Below are 14,742 nucleotides of genomic sequence, written 5' to 3'. Positions count from 1 at the left end.
CCCGCCGGCCCCGGCCGTTCCGCCGTTTCCGCTCACACCGGTCACACGCTCACACCAGGAGCTTGTCCTTGGCCCGCTGGTACTCCTCGGCGGAGATGAGGCCCTTGTCCTTCAGGTCCGCCAGCGTCGCCAGGTCGTCGACGTGGCTGCGCCCGGCGCCGTCCGCCGTGGCCCCGGAGGTCCCGGCCGCGTCCCGGATGTACGCCTGGACGGCTGCCTCGGCCTGCTGTGCCTGGGCGACGTCCCGTTTCCCCATGCCCTCGCCGCGCGCGATCAGGTAGGCGAGCACGCCGATCAGCGGCAGGATGATCACCAGGACCAGCCAGCCGGCCTTGCCCCAGCCGCTCAGGTCGTGGCTGCGGAAGATGTCCGTGATGATCTTGAACAGCAGGAAGAACCAGAGCACCCAGAGGAACAGCTCCAGCATCGTCCAGAAGATGTTGAGCACCGGGTAGTCCACGGCCAGCGAGGCGGCCAACGAAGAGGTGTCCATGGCCGAGTCATATCATCGCAAAACGGACGGTGCGCACTGCTGCTGGGCCGTTCCGGTGATCTTCGCCCGGGGTGGGAATACCGCTGCGGGACGCGGTCTCAGCCGAGCCCCGCCCGCCGCCGCAGCTCCACCGCGAGCCCGATCAGCTCGCCCCACCAGGCCTCGTGCGAGTCCACCAGGAGCCGCTGCGCCTCGGCCGCCGGCAGTGCGCGGACCTCGACGACCTGCTCGCCGTCCGAGGGGTTGGTCGGCGCGGAGTCCAGCGCGACCTCCGCCCAGCCCCACAGCCACGCCTTCTCCGGGTGCGGCTGCCAGGGCCGGTAGGGCGTCGGGTCGTCCGTGCGGCAGCGGTGCGCGCCGAGCCAGGCCGGCTCGCCGAGCAGCCGGGCGCCCGCCTCCTCCCTGAGCTCGCGCCGCAGGCAGTCGGCGACGGTCTCGTCCTGTTCGCGCGTGCCGCCGGGCAGGAACCAGTGGTCCCGGTCGTCCCGGCAGAGCACCACGCCGCCGTCCGCGAAGCCCACCAGGTGGATGTTGGTCACCAGGCCGTCCGGCGGCAGCTCGGTCGAGAACTGCGCGTCGTACCTCCCCCAGGCCCAGTACTGCGGCGCGTGCAACGCGGGGAAGAGCGCGGCGAGTTCGGCGGCTCTGGCGGAGGGGGCGGTGTCGGTGCGGTCCGTGGTATCGGTCATTCGGTGATCGTAGTGCCGGCCGGGAAACGGCGGGGGACACCGGGGTGGACGCGAGAGAGGTCGGCGGTGGCGATGGCGCGCGGCCGCCGGGGCTGCGCGACGCCGCGCGGCGCGGACACCCAACTCCCCAGCGAGATCTCGGCGGTGATGCCGGGACCGAAGCCGGCGATCAGCCCGTGGGTGCCGTCGGCCGCGCCGCCGTCGGCGAACAGCCGGGCGAGGGCGTCGAAGACGACGGCGCTCGCGATGTTGCCGCGCTCGGTCAGCGTGGCCCGGCTGTAACGGAACATCGCCGGTTCGAGGTTGAGGAAGTGGCACAGGTCGTCGAGGATGCGCGGGCCCCCGGCGTGGACGATGTAGAAGCCGAGCCCCGACACGTCCCAGCCGTGCTCGCCGGCCAGGCCGCGCAGGGCGGGTGCGAGCATCTCCATCGTGCCGGGCACGCGCCGGTCGAGCTGGAAGTGGAAGCCGGTGTCCCTGACCCCGTAGGAGATCCAGTTCTCGGTGTCCGGGACGAGGTGCGAGCCGTTGCGCTCGACCGACACCCCGGTGCCGCCGTGCCCGCGCATCACCACGGCGGCGACGGCGTCCCCGAAGAGGCCGTTGGAGAGCAGCGAGCCGACGCCGAGGTCGGTCGGCTGGTAGCACAACGAGCAGAACTCGCAGGCGACGATGAGCACGTTGGCGCCCGGGTAGGCGCGGCAGAAGTCGTGCGCGCGGTTGACGGCGGCGCCGCCGGCCGCGCAGCCGAGCTGGGCGATCGGCATCTGGCGGGTGTCCGGGCGCAGGCCCATGGTGTTGATGAGCCAGGCGGTCATCGACGGCATCATGAAGCCGGTGCACGACACGTAGATCAGGAGGTCGATGTCCTGGGCGCCCAACTGGGCGTTGCGCAGGGCCGCTTCGACCACCTCGGGGACGCGGCGCTTGGCCTCCCGCTCGTAGACGGCGTTGCGGGCGGTGAAGCCGGGGTGGCGCAGGGTCTGCTCGATGGGCTGGACCAGGTGCCGGGTCCGCACGCCGGTGTTCTCGATCAGCCGTAGCGCGAGGCCGAGTTGGGGGTGGCCGGCGTGCATCGCGCGGGCCAGGTCGAGGGTCTCGTCGAGGGTGATGACGTGCTCGGGCACGGCGATGGCGGGGCGGCAGAGTGTTGCCATGGGTACGCGGTCTCCCCTGGGTGGCCCGTGGGTGGGCCGACGGGCGGCCGGGCCCGGCGCGCGGGGCGGCCGGTGCCCGGTGGTGGTGGCGGTGGACGGACGGGCGCGCGCGGTGGCGCGGCGGGTCACCAGGCGAGCGGCAGGACCCGCGGGTAGCGCCAGATGGAGCCCGTCCGCCAGTCGAGCTCGGCCGGCGGCACGGCCAGGCGCAGCCCGGGGAACCGCCGCAGCAGCGTGCCGATGGCGACCTGGAGCTCCATCCGGGCCAGGTGGGCGCCGAGGCAGTGGTGCTGGCCGTACCCGAAGGTCATGTGGGTGGGCGCGCCGCGGTCGAGGTCGAGCTCGTCGGGCCGCTCGTAGAACGCCGGGTCGCGGTTGGCGGCCAGGTAGGAGACGTGCACCGGCTCGCCGGCCCGGACGAGCACCCCGCCCAGCTCGACGTCCTCGGTGGCGACCCGGGCGATGCCGACGCCCTGGCGGAACGGGATGAAGCGCAGCAGCTCCTCCAGGGCGCGGGGCAGGAGGTCGGGCTGGGCGCGGAGCTTGGCGAGCTGCTCGGGGTGGGTGAGCAGGGTGTAGGTGATGTTGCTGAGCTGGTAGGTGCTGGTGTCGTGGCCGGTGACCAGGAGCACCATCGCCATGACGGCGAGCTCGTCGTCGTCCAGCAGTTCGTCGCCGTCGCGGGCGATGGCGAGGGCACTGATCAGGTCCTCGCCGGGGGCGCGGCGGCGGGCGGCGGTCAGCTCGGTGAAGTAGGCGCGCAGCGCGGCCTTGGCGCGCTCCTGGCCCTCGCGGCCGTCCGGGCTCATGGCCATCATCGCGACGGCGTGGCCGCGCAGTTCGGCGCGGTCCTGCTCGGGGATGTCGAGCATCTCGCAGATGGTGGTGAGCGGGAGCCGGGAGGAGAGGAAGTGCACGAGGTCGGCGGGGGCGCCGTGTTCGGCCATCTCGTCGAGGTACCCGTCGACGATCCGCTGGGTGTGTGCCCGCATCCGCTCGACCTGGCGGTTGGTGAAGCCCTGGGCGACGAGGCGGCGCAGCCGGTTGTGGGCGGGCGGGTCCATCAGGTTGATCGCCTCGGCCTGGGCGATCGGGGCGGGCGTCATGCGGGGGAGGTCCCGCCCGATGCCGGCGGCGCGGCTGAAGCGGCGGTCGGTGGTGACGGTCCGGACGTCCTCGTAGCGGGTGGCCAGCCAGGCCTCGCCCTCGCCGTGCGGCAGCCGGATCCGGGCGACCGGGGCCTCGGTGAGCAGCCGCTTGAGGAGGGGGTCGAACTCCAGGCCTTCGGTGTGGTTGAAGGGGCAGTCCCACACGGGGGCGGAGGTAGTCACGGGCCGATCCAAAGGCTGAGGGTGATGCCGCCCGGAGGGGGATGACCCGTCCGGGCGCGGACATGCAGATGTTCCCCCATGGGCTGGCAAAAATGTGGTGGAGGAGGCCAGTTACCTCGAACGAGTTAGATAGATGATTTTCGTGCGAATCACGGGAGTTGAGCGCGACGGTTCGCAACCCGGCCCGCTCACCGCCCCCTTGGGGTGACCAGGCCGGTCTCGTACGCGAGGACCACGGCCTGGGCCCGGTCGCGCAGGTCGAGTTTGGCGAAGATCCGGGCCACGTGCGTCTTCACCGTCGATTCGCTGAGCGTCAGTTCGCGCGCCAGCTCGCCGTTGGACAGTCCGCGGCCCATCAGGGTGAGCACCTCCACCTCGCGGGGCGTGAGCGGTGCGAGGTCCCGGTGCACGGTGGCGGCGCCCGCGTCGGCGGGGGCCGTGCCGGAGGCGAAGCGCTCGACGAGGCGGCGGGTGATGGAGGGCGCGAGGAGGGCGTCGCCGGTGGCCACGAGGCGGACGGCGGCGGCGAGGTGGGCGGAGGTGACGTCCTTGAGGAGGAAGCCGCTCGCCCCGGCGGCCAGGGCCGCGTACACGTAGTGGTCGAGGTCGAAGGTGGTCAGCATGACGACCCGGCAGCCGGGCACCAGCGCGAGGATCCGGCGGGCCGCCTCCAAGCCGTCCGTGCCGGGCATCCGGATGTCGAGGAGCGCGACGTCCGGCCGGTGCGCGACGGCGGCGGCCACCGCCCCGGCGCCGTCGGCGGCCTCGGCGACCACGTCGATGCCGCGCGCGGTGAGGATCATGCGGAAGCCGGTGCGGACGAGCTCCTGGTCGTCGGCGATCACGACGCGCGGGCGGCGCTCGGCGCTCCCGGCCACCGCCTCCTCCGGGGGCGGGGCGCTCACGGCCGGTCCAGCGGGATGCGCGCGCGGACCCGGAAGCCGCCGCCCAGCCGGCGCCGGGCGTCGAAGTCCCCGCCGTACACGGCGACGCGCTCGCGCAGGCCGAGCAGCCCGCGCCCGGCGCCGTCGGCCGCCCTGGCGGGCGCCGTGCCGCCGGAGAGCACGCTGGGCCCGCGGTTGAGCACCTCGACCCGCAGGTAGTGGTCCGCGTAGCGCACGGTCACGTCCGCCGTCACCCCGTCCCCGTGCTTGAGCGCGTTGGTGAGCGCCTCCTGGATGATCCGGTACGCCGTCACGTCGATGCCCCCGGGCAGCGGGCGCGGCTCGCCGGAGACGCGGACCTCCACCGGCAGGCCGGCGAAGGCGAAGCGGTCGATGAGCGGGCCGAGCCGGGCGAGGCTCGGCTGCGGCGCGAAGCCGTCCGGGTCCTCCTCCTCGGAGCCGTCCGCCGCCGGAGCGAGCAGGCCGAGCAGGTGGCGCAGTTCGGTCATGGTGTCGCGGCCGGCGGCCTCCACGGCGGCCATCGCGGCGGCGGCCTCCTCGGGCATGGTGGCGAGGACCTCGCGCGCGGCGCCCGCCTGCACCACCATCACGCTCACGTTGTGGCTGACGATGTCGTGCAACTCGGCGGCGATGCGCGCCCGTTCGGCGTCGACCGCGGTCCGCGCGGCGCTCTCCCGCTCGCGCTCCAGCAGCCAGCCGCGCTCCCCGACCGCCGCCCGGTGCAGCCGCCGCGCCCGCGCGAGCGCCACGCCCAGCCAGCCGGCCGCGCCGGCCGATCCGCCCGCCGCGGCGAGCGCCGCCCACTGCCACCCCGTTCCCCACACACCGCCAGCTTCCCAGCCCGGGGCGTGATCCGCATCATCCGGGGGTGCCGGTCCCGTACATCCCCGGTACTACCGCCCCCGACGGTTACACCCCAGGTGGGACGCGGTGCCCGGGCCGCCCGCCTACCGTCGTCGTCCATGAGAAACGTTCACGACGGGACGTCCGGACCCGGCGGCGCGCAGGCCGTCGTCGAGCTGTCCGGGGTGCACAAGGAGTTCGGCGACGCGCGGGCCCTGGACGGGGTCGACCTGACGATCCGGCCGGGCGAGGCGGTGGCCGTGATGGGCCCCTCGGGCTGCGGCAAGTCCACCTTGCTGAACATGGTCGCCGGCCTGGACCGGCCGACCTCGGGCACCGTCCGGGTGCACGGCCAGGACCTCGGGCGGCTGGACGAGACCGGGCTCGCGCTGTTCCGGCGCCGCCACGTCGGCATGATCTTCCAGTTCTTCAACCTCATCGACGACCTGCCGGCCCTCGACAACGTCGCCCTCGCCGCCCAGCTGACCGGCACCACCGCCAAGCAGGCGCGCCGCCGGGCCCTTGAACTGCTCGACGAGCTCGGCGTCGCCCACCGCAAGGACACCTACCCGGCCACCCTCAGCGGCGGCGAGCGCCAGCGCGTCGCCGTCGCCCGGGCCCTGATGAACCGCCCGGCGCTGCTGCTCGCGGACGAGCCGACCGGCGCCCTGGACAGCCGCTCGGGCGAGCAGGTGATGGACCTGCTGATCGACCTCAACCAGATCGGGCAGACCCTGCTGATCGTCACCCACGACCCCGACCTGGCCGCGCGCTGCGCCAGTCGGCTGGTGGAGATGGCGGACGGCCGGGTGGCGCGGGAGCGCTCGCTGGAGGCGTCGTCGTGAGCGAGCAGAGCGAGCGAACGGACATGAGGTGCGTGCGCCGGTCATCGGCTGCCGAGCGGAGCGGGGTGGGCGCATGAGTGGAGCCGTGTGGCGGGCCTCCCGGGCGGCGGTGAAGCGCCGCCGGGTGCAGACCGTCGTGATCGGCCTGGTCGTCTTCTGCTCCACCGCGACCGTGCTGCTCGCCCTCGCGGTGATCAGCGCTGCCCGGGCGCCGTTCGACACCGCCTTCGAGGCCGAGCGCGGCGCGCACGTCACCGCCCTCTTCGACCCGGCCGAGGCCTCGCCGGAGCAACTGGCCGCCACCGCCCACCGGCCGGGCGTCGAGGCGGCCGCCGGGCCCTTCGACCAGGCCGTGGTGACCATCCCCACCGAGTGGATCGGCCACGCGCGGGGCCCGCTGACCCTGGTCGGCCGGGCCGACCGGGCCGGCCCGGTGGACCGGGTGCGACTGCTGGCCGGCCGCTGGGCCGACGCACCCGGCGAGGTGGTCGTGAACAACCCGGCCGGGGGCGCCGCGGCGAAGTTCGTCGGCACGCCGCTCACCACCAGCACCGGGCTGAAGCTCACCGTCGTCGGCTTCGCGACCGGCATGAGCCAGTCCGCCGGCGGCTGGGTCACCCCCGAACAGGCGGCCGCCCTGCACCCCACCGGGCGCCAGATGCTCTACCGCTTCACCGACGCGGCCACCGAGCAGCAGCTCACCGCTTCGCTCGCCGGTGCCACCGAGGGCCTGCCGAAGGACGCCGTCGCCAGCGCGCAGTCCTACCTGGTGCTCAAGCGGGCCTTCTCGGCGGGCGCCGACGCCTACCTGCCGCTGATGACGGTCTTCGGCGTGCTCGGCCTGGTCGTCGCCGCGCTGATCGTCGGCAACGTGGTGAGCGGCGCGGTGGTCTCCGGCTACCGGCACATCGGCGTGCTGAAGTCGATCGGGTTCACCCCGCGCCAGGTGGTGGTGGTCTACCTGACCATGGTCTCGGTGCCCGCGGTCGTCGGCACCGTCCTCGGCACGGCGGCGGGCTGGGCGGCGTCGTTCCCGATCCTCCGGGCCGCCTTCAGCGGGATCTCGACCGGCACCGCGGTGATCGAGCCGGCCGGGTGGCTGCCCGCCGCCACCGTGATCGGCGTCCCGCTGCTGGTCGCCCTCGCCGCCCTCGTGCCCGCCTCGCGCGCCCACCGGCTCTCCGCCGCCCAGGCGATCTCGGCCGGCAGCGCGCCGCGCAACGGCCGCGGGCTCGGGATCCAGCGGTGGCTGAGCGGCACCCGGCTGCCGCGCGCCGTCAGCCTCGGCCTCGGCCAGCCCTTCGCCCGCCCCGCCCGCACCGCGCTGACCATGGCGGCGATCGTGCTCGGCGTGGTCACCGTCACCGTGACCACCGGGGTGAGCAGCACCCTGGCCAGGACCCTGCCCACTCCCGACCGCAAGACCCACGTCGTCGTGGCGACCGCCGGCTTCTCCGGCAGCGGGACCGAGCCCCGGCTGACCCCCGAGCAGACCGAGGCGATGCTCCGCGCCACCCCCGGCGCCGAGCGGGTCTCCGTCCGCGGGCTGGTCCGGCTCGGCGTCCTCGGCCAGCCCCAGCTCGTCTTCGCCGACTTCTACGGCGGCGACGACGCGGTCGACCAGCGGCGGCTCCAGGCGGTCGAGGGCCGCCCGGCGACCGGGCCGAACGAGATCGAGGCCGGTCCGGGCTTCCTCGACCAGCACGGGGTCAAGCTCGGCGACCGGCTCACCCTGGTCCTGGACGGCGCACGGACCACCGTCACCATCGTCGGCGAGGAGAACGAGGGCAACGCCAACGCGATCTCCTCCAACGACGCCACCAGGGCCCTGCTCACCCCCGACCCGCACGTGGTCGAGTACGACGTGCGGCTCGCCGACGGCACCGACGCCGAGGCGTACCTGAAGGCGGTCACGGCCGCCGACCCGAGCCTCTCGCCCTCGGTCTACGCGGCGGGATCGGACGGGGGCATCGTCGCGATCCGGACCTTCAGCACGACGTTCACCGTCCTGCTGTCCGTCGTCGCCGCGCTCGGCGTCTTCAACACCCTGCTGCTCACCATCCGCGAACGCCGCCGCGACCTCGGCACGCTGAAGTCGATCGGCATGACGCCCCGGCAGGTCGTCGCCATGACGGTCACTTCGGTGGCCTGGCAAGGCGTGGCCAGCGGAATCATCGGCATCCCGGTCGGGATCCTGGTGCACCGGCTGATCGTGGAGAACGTCCGGCTCATCGACTTCCCCGAGCGGACGATCGACGTCTGGGGCGCCCCGCTGCTGGCCGGCCTCGCCCTGGCGGGCGTCGCGATCGCCGTCCTCGGCGCGCTCGTCCCGGCCCGTGCGGCGGCCCGGCTGCCGATCGCCGAGGTGCTCCACAACGAGTAGGGACATCGCCGAGGTGCTCCACAACGAGTAGGGACGGGGACCGGGCGCCCGCGGGCTTCCTCCGGATTGCGGCACTTGAGACGCCGTCACCGAGGTCGCGCGCGGGCGCCTATCATCGCGCCATGGCCACCGCTGAGCTGATCCGCATCGTCTCCCGCTCCTCGCCCATGGCACTCGCCCAGGTCGAGCGCGTCCGCGCCGAACTCGCCGTCGCGCACCCGGGGTTGCGCACCGAGGTGGTGCCGGTGACCACCTCCGGCGACCGGTGGACGGGCGACCTCGCCCGGCTCGGCGGCAAGGGCGCGTTCACCAAGGAGGTGGACGCCGCGCTGCTCGCCGGGGAGGCCGACGTCGCCGTGCACTGCCTCAAGGACGTGCCCGCCGACCGCCCGCTGCCCGCCGGCACCGTCTTCGCCGCCTACCTGCGCCGCGACGACATCCGCGACGCCCTCGTCCACCCCGGCGGCCTGACCCTCGACGAGCTGCCGCCCGGCACCCGGATCGGCACCTCCTCCGTCCGCCGGGTCGCCCAGCTCGCCGCCTCCCACCCGCACCTGGTGTGCGTGCCGATCCGCGGCAACGCCAACAGCCGGCTCGCCAAGCTCGCCGCGGGCGAGGCGGACGCGCTGCTGCTGGCCGTCTCCGGGCTGGAGCGGATCGGCGAGTCGGCGCGCGTCACCGAGGTCCTCGGCGTCGACGCGATGTGCCCGCCGATCGGCGCGGGCATCCTCGTCCTGCAGTGCCGCGAGGACGACGAGGCCACGATCGCCGCGGTCGCCGCGCTCGGCCATCACGACACCTGGCGCGAGGCCACCGCCGAGCGGATGTTCCTGCACGTCCTCCAGGGCCACTGCAACAGCCCGATCGCCGGCTACGCGCACGCCGAGCCGGACGGCCGCCTGTCGATGCGCGGACGGGTCTTCAGCCCGGACGGCAAGCAGGTGCTGGACGCCCACGAGTGGGCCGGCGCGCTCACCCCCGAGGACCTCGGCACCTCGACGGCCCTGGCCCTCAAGCGGCAGGGCGCCCACGAGCTGATCGCGGCGATCCCGCACTGAGGCCCCCGCGCCGCCCGGCCGATCTTCTTCACGGAACGGTGACAGCTTTTCCATACGAGTGACACCTGCCATGATGCGGGTGCACCGTAGGGGAGTTGACGATCAATCGGACGAACGTGCGGACACGCCGGGGGTGGACGTGGAGGCCTTGAGACCCACCGATCCGACGACGGTCGGCGGCCGGTACCGGCTGCTGGCCCGGCTCGGCAGTGGCGGGATGGGGGTCGTCTACCTGGGGCGGTCCCCGGGCGGACGGCTGGTCGCGGTGAAGTGCGTCCACTGGGACCTGGCGACGGACCCGGAGTTCCGCCGCCGCTTCACCCGCGAACTGGAAGCCGTCCGGCGGGTCGGCGGCTTCCACACCGCGCAGGTCGTCGACGCCGACCCGGACGGTGACCCGCCGTGGCTGGTCACCGCGCACATCGCCGGGCCCTCCCTGGAGGCGGCCGTCGCCGCGCACGGACCACTGCCCGAACCGGCGCTGCGGGTGCTCGGCGCCGGCCTGGCCGAGGCGCTGGAGGCGATCCACCGGGCCGGCCTGGTGCACCGGGACCTCAAGCCCTCCAACGTCCTGCTGAGCGAGGACGGCCCGCGGGTCATCGACTTCGGCATCGCCCGGGCCCTGGACGGCGCCTCCATCACCCGCACCCAGGTCGTGCTCGGCACGCCCGGCTACATGGCCCCCGAGCAGATCGCGGGCGGCGTGGTCGGCCCCGCCGCCGACGTGTTCGCGCTCGGCCGGGTGCTCTGCCACGCGGCCGGCTGCTCGCCCTGGGGCACCGGGGACCCGCAGGTCCTGCTCTACCGGATCATGCACAGCGAGCCCGACCTGTCCGGCGTGCCCGAGCAGCTGCGGCCCGTCGTCGCCTCCTGCCTGGCCCGCCACCCGGTCGGCCGGCCGGCCCCCGCCCAGCTCGTCGCCGTACTCGGGCCGCCCGAGTACGGCGGGGCGAGCGGTTCGTGGCTGCCGGAACCGCTGCGGGCGCGGCCCGCCGTCCCGGACACGCCGTGGGTGGAGCCGGCGGCCGCCCCGCCGCCGCCCGCGGCTCCGCCGCTCGCCGCACCGCCCGTCACCGCCCCGCCCGTGCCGCCGCCCGCGGTCGGCCGGACGCCGACCGTGTTCTCCAACGTGCCACCGCCCGGCGGGGGTCGACGCCGGGCCAGGCCGTGGCTGCTGCTCCCCGCGGTCCTCGCGCTCGTCGCCGCGGCCGTCGCCGTGCCGCTGTACCTCCAGCGCGACACCCCCGACACGCGCGACACGCACGACCTCGGCAACGGCTTCGTCGTCGCGACCGACGACGGCAGGCCGCCCGACTGCGTCAACGGCGGGGTCAACGGCAACGCGGGAGGCCCGGGCCCGGCCGAGACGACGGGCCCCCCGAGCCCGCCGGCCGACCTGCCGGGCATCCCGGCCCTCGCCGCCCCGGCCGACAACGCCACCGTCGAACAAGGCGCCCCGGTCACCCTCAGCTGGACCAAGACCGGCGCGGTGACCAGGGTCCTCACCAAGGCCGGCGACGGCCAGTGGCGCGTCTCCGGCTCGTTGACCTCCGCCGACTGCACCTTCACGCCGACCACTCCGGGCCTCTACCAGTGGGCCGTGGACAGCGCGACCAGCGCCTCCCAGAAGGCCGCCAGCGGCATGAGCGGCGTCCGCTACCTGTACGTCAAGCCCCCGGGCGGCAGCTCGGTGAACCAGCTGGCGCACGTCCCCTCCGCGCCGATCCTGGTGTTCCCCGCCTCCCGGGCGGTGGTCCGTGCCGGGCAGCCCGTCCAGCTGTCCTGGGCGGCATCCGGCACCAGCTCCCAGGTGGACCTGCTCCTCCCGAACGGCACGTGGCAGAACCTCCCGTGGCAGGCCGCGACGTCGTACACCTGGGTCCCGACGAGCCCGGGCACGTACCTGTGGAGCGTCTTCACCTCGAACGGCTCCAACTGCGGCGCGTTGGTCTGCGTCAGCGGATCGAGCGAGCAGCGGTACCTGACCGTGCAGTGAGCGCCCGTCAGCCGGCCGTCCGGCCCCAGCACGCTCGAACCGAAACGGTCCGGCCGGGACTTGTGCTTCCTCCTGTCGCTGTCGCGCGGCAGGATCGGGCGCATGACCGAACCCGCCCACCTCGCCGCCGTCCGCGCGTCCTACAACGCCGTCGCCACCGATTACGTCCGACTCGTCATCCCGCCCGAGGAGTTGGACCCGGTCTCGCGCGCGATGCTGGCCGCCTTCGCCGAGCTCGTCCGGTCCTCGGGTGGTGGGCCGGTGGCGGATCTGGGGTGCGGGCCCGGGCGGGTGGCGGCGTACCTGGCCGGGCTCGGGCTCGACGTGTTCGGGGTGGACGTGTCGGACGAGATGGTCCGGCTCGCCCGGCTCGCGCACCCCGGACTCCGGTTCGTGCGGGGCTCGATGGGAGCGCTGGAGGCCGCGGACGGCGGTCTCGGCGGCATCCTGGCCTGGTACTCCGTCCATCACACGCCGCCCGCACAACTGCCCGCGCTGTTCCGCGAGTTCCGGCGCGTGCTCCGCCCCGGGGGTCGGCTGCTGCTCGGCGGCCACGTGGGGGACGTCCATCTGCGGCCGGCCGAGGGGTACGGGCACCCGGTGTCGTACGAGTCCCATCTGGTGCCCGTCCCGCGGCTCGTCGAGCTGCTCACGCTCGACGGATTCACCGTCACCACGCGCGTGGAGCAGCCGCATCCGTCGCGCGCGGATCGTTCGTACGTCTGCCTCCTGGCGGACGCCGGATAGCTCTCGTGGGGGAGGGGGTCCGGCCGGGTTCGGCCGGGTGGACGACGTCCGGGCCCGGGGGCGCCGCGAGAGTGGAGCCATGGCGATCACGATTCCCCTGGGCGACACCGAACGACCCGTGCAGCGTTGGGCCTTGTGGCTGGCGAAGGCCCTCCCGTTCGTCGTGCTGCCGCACTGTCTGTGGCGGCTCCCCTTCGCGGCCGGCTTCGAGATGGGCACGATCGACCCGAGACGGCCGCCGATGCCCTGGTGGGCGCCGGGCTACGTGGTCGGGCTGAGCGTGCTCACCGAGGCGCTCTGCCTGCTGACCCTCGGTCTGGTCGCGGGGTGGGGCGAGGTCTTCCCGCGCTGGGTGCCGTTCCTCGCGGGCCGCCGGGTGCCGCCGCTCGCGGCCGCCGGGCCCGCCGTGGTGGGCGGGCTGGTCCTGGTGGGGCTGTTCGACCTCCAGCCGCTCGCGTGGACCGGTGTGGTCGACGAGGTCGGCTACCGGAACGGCTGGTGGCTGGCGCTGGCCCGGGTGTGCGTCGGCCCGGCGATGCTGTGGGGCCCGATCGTGCTGGCCCTGGCCTTCGCGTACTACCGCCGCCGCCGGCCCGTGGGCGTCCGGTAACCGCCGGGGCGCCGGCCACCGGGGTACCGGCCGCCGGAGTACTGGCCACCAGAGTACTGGCCGCCGGGGTGCTGGCCACCGGGGTGGTGGCCGCCGGAGTACTGGCCGCCGGGCTGGTGTGCGCGGGAAGTCGGACCGGCCGACTTCCTGCGCACGCGTCGTTCGCCAGCGCCGCTACTGCGCCGCCCCGGCGACCAGCGATGCGGCGAGCCGGTCGGCGGCGTCGGCGTCCAGGGGGGCGTGGCCGAGCAGGAACCGGTACCAGAAGACGCCGTAGACCTGGTCGACGATCAGGTCGAGGTCGGCGTCCCCGCGGAGCTGGCCGCGCTCGCGCCCGCGGGCGAGGAGCTCGCGCAGGGCCGTCCGGCGGGTCGCGGTGAAGGTCTGCATCAGGTCGGCCAGGTGGGGGTCGCGGGCGGCCTCGCGGACGAGGGTGCGCAGGGCGGAGGCGGTGGTGTCCTGCTGGGCGGCGTTGAAGGTGGCGGCGACGAAGGCGCGCAGGTCGGCGCGGAGGTCTCCGGTGTCGGGGCCCGCGACGTCCTGGTCGGCGCGGTCGGAGAGGGCGTCCAGGAGGACGGCGCCCTTGGAGGGCCACCAGCGGTAGACGGTCTGCTTGCCGACGCCGGCGGTGCGGGCGATGGCGTCGATGGTCACGGGCGTGCCGTGGGACTCGGCGAGGAGGCGCAGGGCCGCGTCGAGGATGGCCCGGTGGGCGGCCTCGTTGCGGCGGCGTCCGGTGTGCGGGCGGGCGGCGCCTGGCTGGGGGTCCGTCGCGTTCATCGGTCGTCCTCTCGTCCTGCGGTCGTCCCGGCTCCAGCTGTCTGGGTCCTCCATTGACAAGACTAACAGTCTCGACGATCATCATTACCGGAACGGACAGTCTCGACAAGCCGGAAGGAAGCACCACCATGAACACCACGTCGGACCTCTTCGCCGGACAGCGCGTCGTCGTGATGGGCGGCAGCTCGGGCATCGGCGAGGCCGCGGCCACCGCGTTCGCCGCCGACGGCGCGGAGGTCGTGATCACCGGACGGGACCGCGGGCGCCTCGACGCGGCCGTCGCGCGGATCGGCGGCAAGGCCACCGGCGCGTCGGTCGACGCGACGGACACCGCCGCCGTCGCGGCCTTCTTCGCCGGGGGCGGCACCGTCGACCACCTGGTCCTCGCCGTCAGCGGTGCGGCCGGCTCCGGACCGTTCGCCCGGCTCGACCTGGCCGACCTCGCGCACGGGTTCGACGCCAAGTTCTGGCCGCAGGTCCGGGTCCTCCAGGCGGCCCTGCCGCACCTTCGGGCGGACGGCTCCGTCACGCTGATCACCGCCGCCTCGGCGCGCGCCGCGATCCCGGGCACCGCCGGACTGGCCGCCATCAACGGCGCGCTGGAGGCGATGGTGCCGCCGCTGGCGGTCGAGCTCGCGCCGCTGCGGGTCAACGCGGTGTCGCCCGGCGTGGTCGACACCCCGTGGTGGGAGCGCGTGCCCGAGGGGCAGCGCAAGGCGCTGTTCGACGGCCTCGCCGCCACCACGCCGGTCGGGCGGGTCGGCCGTCCGGAGGACGTGGCCCGCGCGATCCACATGCTCGCGGCCAACACCTTCGTGACGGGCGTGGTCCTCGACTGCACCGGCGGCGCCAACCTGGCCACCGGCCGCTGAGACGGCGGCTCGGGCGTGGCGGTCGGGTGCGAC

Annotated in this window: 14 protein-coding genes; 7 read left to right on the top strand and 7 right to left on the bottom strand. The window is 74.6% G+C overall.

The window, feature by feature from the left end; all coding sequences use genetic code 11:
- Positions 1-49 precede the first annotated feature (49 nt).
- The 6 genes from ACFVU9_RS13965 to ACFVU9_RS13940 form a co-directional block, all read right to left on the bottom strand.
- Positions 50-493, bottom strand: a complete 444-nt coding sequence (locus ACFVU9_RS13965; protein ID WP_380437542.1) for an SHOCT domain-containing protein — start codon at positions 491-493, stop codon at positions 50-52.
- Positions 494-591: 98 nt separating this feature from the next.
- Positions 592-1,182, bottom strand: a complete 591-nt coding sequence (locus ACFVU9_RS13960) for an NUDIX domain-containing protein (RefSeq protein ID WP_380498272.1) — start codon at positions 1,180-1,182, stop codon at positions 592-594.
- Complete coding sequence (locus ACFVU9_RS13955) at positions 1,179-2,339, bottom strand: type III polyketide synthase (protein ID WP_380437538.1); 1,161 nt, start codon at positions 2,337-2,339, stop codon at positions 1,179-1,181. The genes ACFVU9_RS13960 and ACFVU9_RS13955 overlap by 4 nt, the downstream gene beginning before the upstream one ends.
- Before the next feature lie 125 nt (positions 2,340-2,464).
- On the bottom strand, positions 2,465-3,670 hold the full coding sequence (locus tag ACFVU9_RS13950; RefSeq protein WP_387593244.1) for a cytochrome P450: 1,206 nt from the start codon (positions 3,668-3,670) through the stop codon (positions 2,465-2,467).
- Positions 3,671-3,858: 188 nt separating this feature from the next.
- Positions 3,859-4,473 carry a response regulator gene (locus ACFVU9_RS13945; RefSeq protein ID WP_380437572.1) on the bottom strand — a complete coding sequence of 205 codons (615 nt, stop codon included), beginning with the start codon at positions 4,471-4,473 and terminating at the stop codon, positions 3,859-3,861.
- Between the two features lie 98 nt (positions 4,474-4,571).
- A complete protein-coding gene (locus ACFVU9_RS13940) occupies positions 4,572-5,399 on the bottom strand; it encodes a sensor histidine kinase (RefSeq protein WP_380437535.1) in 828 nt (275 codons plus the stop codon).
- Positions 5,400-5,537: 138 nt separating this feature from the next.
- Between ACFVU9_RS13940 and ACFVU9_RS13935 the strand changes: the two genes are divergently transcribed.
- The 6 genes from ACFVU9_RS13935 (at position 5,538) to ACFVU9_RS13910 (ending at position 13,057) form a co-directional block, all read left to right on the top strand.
- Positions 5,538-6,263, top strand: a complete 726-nt coding sequence (locus tag ACFVU9_RS13935; RefSeq protein ID WP_380437533.1) for an ABC transporter ATP-binding protein — start codon at positions 5,538-5,540, stop codon at positions 6,261-6,263.
- 73 nt (positions 6,264-6,336) lie between these two features.
- On the top strand, positions 6,337-8,646 hold the full coding sequence (locus ACFVU9_RS13930; RefSeq protein WP_387593239.1) for an ABC transporter permease: 2,310 nt from the start codon (positions 6,337-6,339) through the stop codon (positions 8,644-8,646).
- 122 nt (positions 8,647-8,768) lie between these two features.
- Positions 8,769-9,704, top strand: coding sequence for a hydroxymethylbilane synthase (gene hemC / locus ACFVU9_RS13925; RefSeq protein WP_380437529.1), 936 nt, complete (start codon positions 8,769-8,771; stop codon positions 9,702-9,704).
- A gap of 148 nt (positions 9,705-9,852) precedes the next feature.
- Complete coding sequence (locus tag ACFVU9_RS13920; RefSeq protein WP_387593236.1) at positions 9,853-11,700, top strand: protein kinase; 1,848 nt, start codon at positions 9,853-9,855, stop codon at positions 11,698-11,700.
- A gap of 102 nt (positions 11,701-11,802) precedes the next feature.
- Positions 11,803-12,447 (top strand): class I SAM-dependent methyltransferase, encoded by a 645-nt coding sequence (locus tag ACFVU9_RS13915; RefSeq protein ID WP_380505306.1) that lies wholly within the window; start codon positions 11,803-11,805, stop codon positions 12,445-12,447.
- Between the two features lie 79 nt (positions 12,448-12,526).
- The gene (locus ACFVU9_RS13910; RefSeq protein WP_380505309.1) at positions 12,527-13,057 is read left to right on the top strand and encodes a hypothetical protein; all 531 of its coding nucleotides are present in this window, start codon (positions 12,527-12,529) and stop codon (positions 13,055-13,057) included.
- A gap of 174 nt (positions 13,058-13,231) precedes the next feature.
- Here the strand turns inward: ACFVU9_RS13910 and ACFVU9_RS13905 are convergent, their stop codons facing one another.
- Complete coding sequence (locus ACFVU9_RS13905; protein ID WP_380437521.1) at positions 13,232-13,837, bottom strand: TetR/AcrR family transcriptional regulator; 606 nt, start codon at positions 13,835-13,837, stop codon at positions 13,232-13,234.
- A 128-nt stretch (positions 13,838-13,965) separates the two neighbouring features.
- On the opposite strand from ACFVU9_RS13905, the gene ACFVU9_RS13900 reads away from it, so the two are divergent.
- The gene (locus ACFVU9_RS13900; protein WP_387593231.1) at positions 13,966-14,709 is read left to right on the top strand and encodes an SDR family oxidoreductase; all 744 of its coding nucleotides are present in this window, start codon (positions 13,966-13,968) and stop codon (positions 14,707-14,709) included.
- The last annotated feature ends 33 nt before the right edge of the window (positions 14,710-14,742 follow it).

The organism is Kitasatospora sp. NPDC057936, from assembly GCF_042887525.1.
Lineage (GTDB): Bacteria > Actinomycetota > Actinomycetes > Streptomycetales > Streptomycetaceae > Kitasatospora.
The sequence above is the reverse complement of the archived record's forward strand: the minus strand, read 5'-3'. Positions and strand labels throughout refer to the sequence as shown.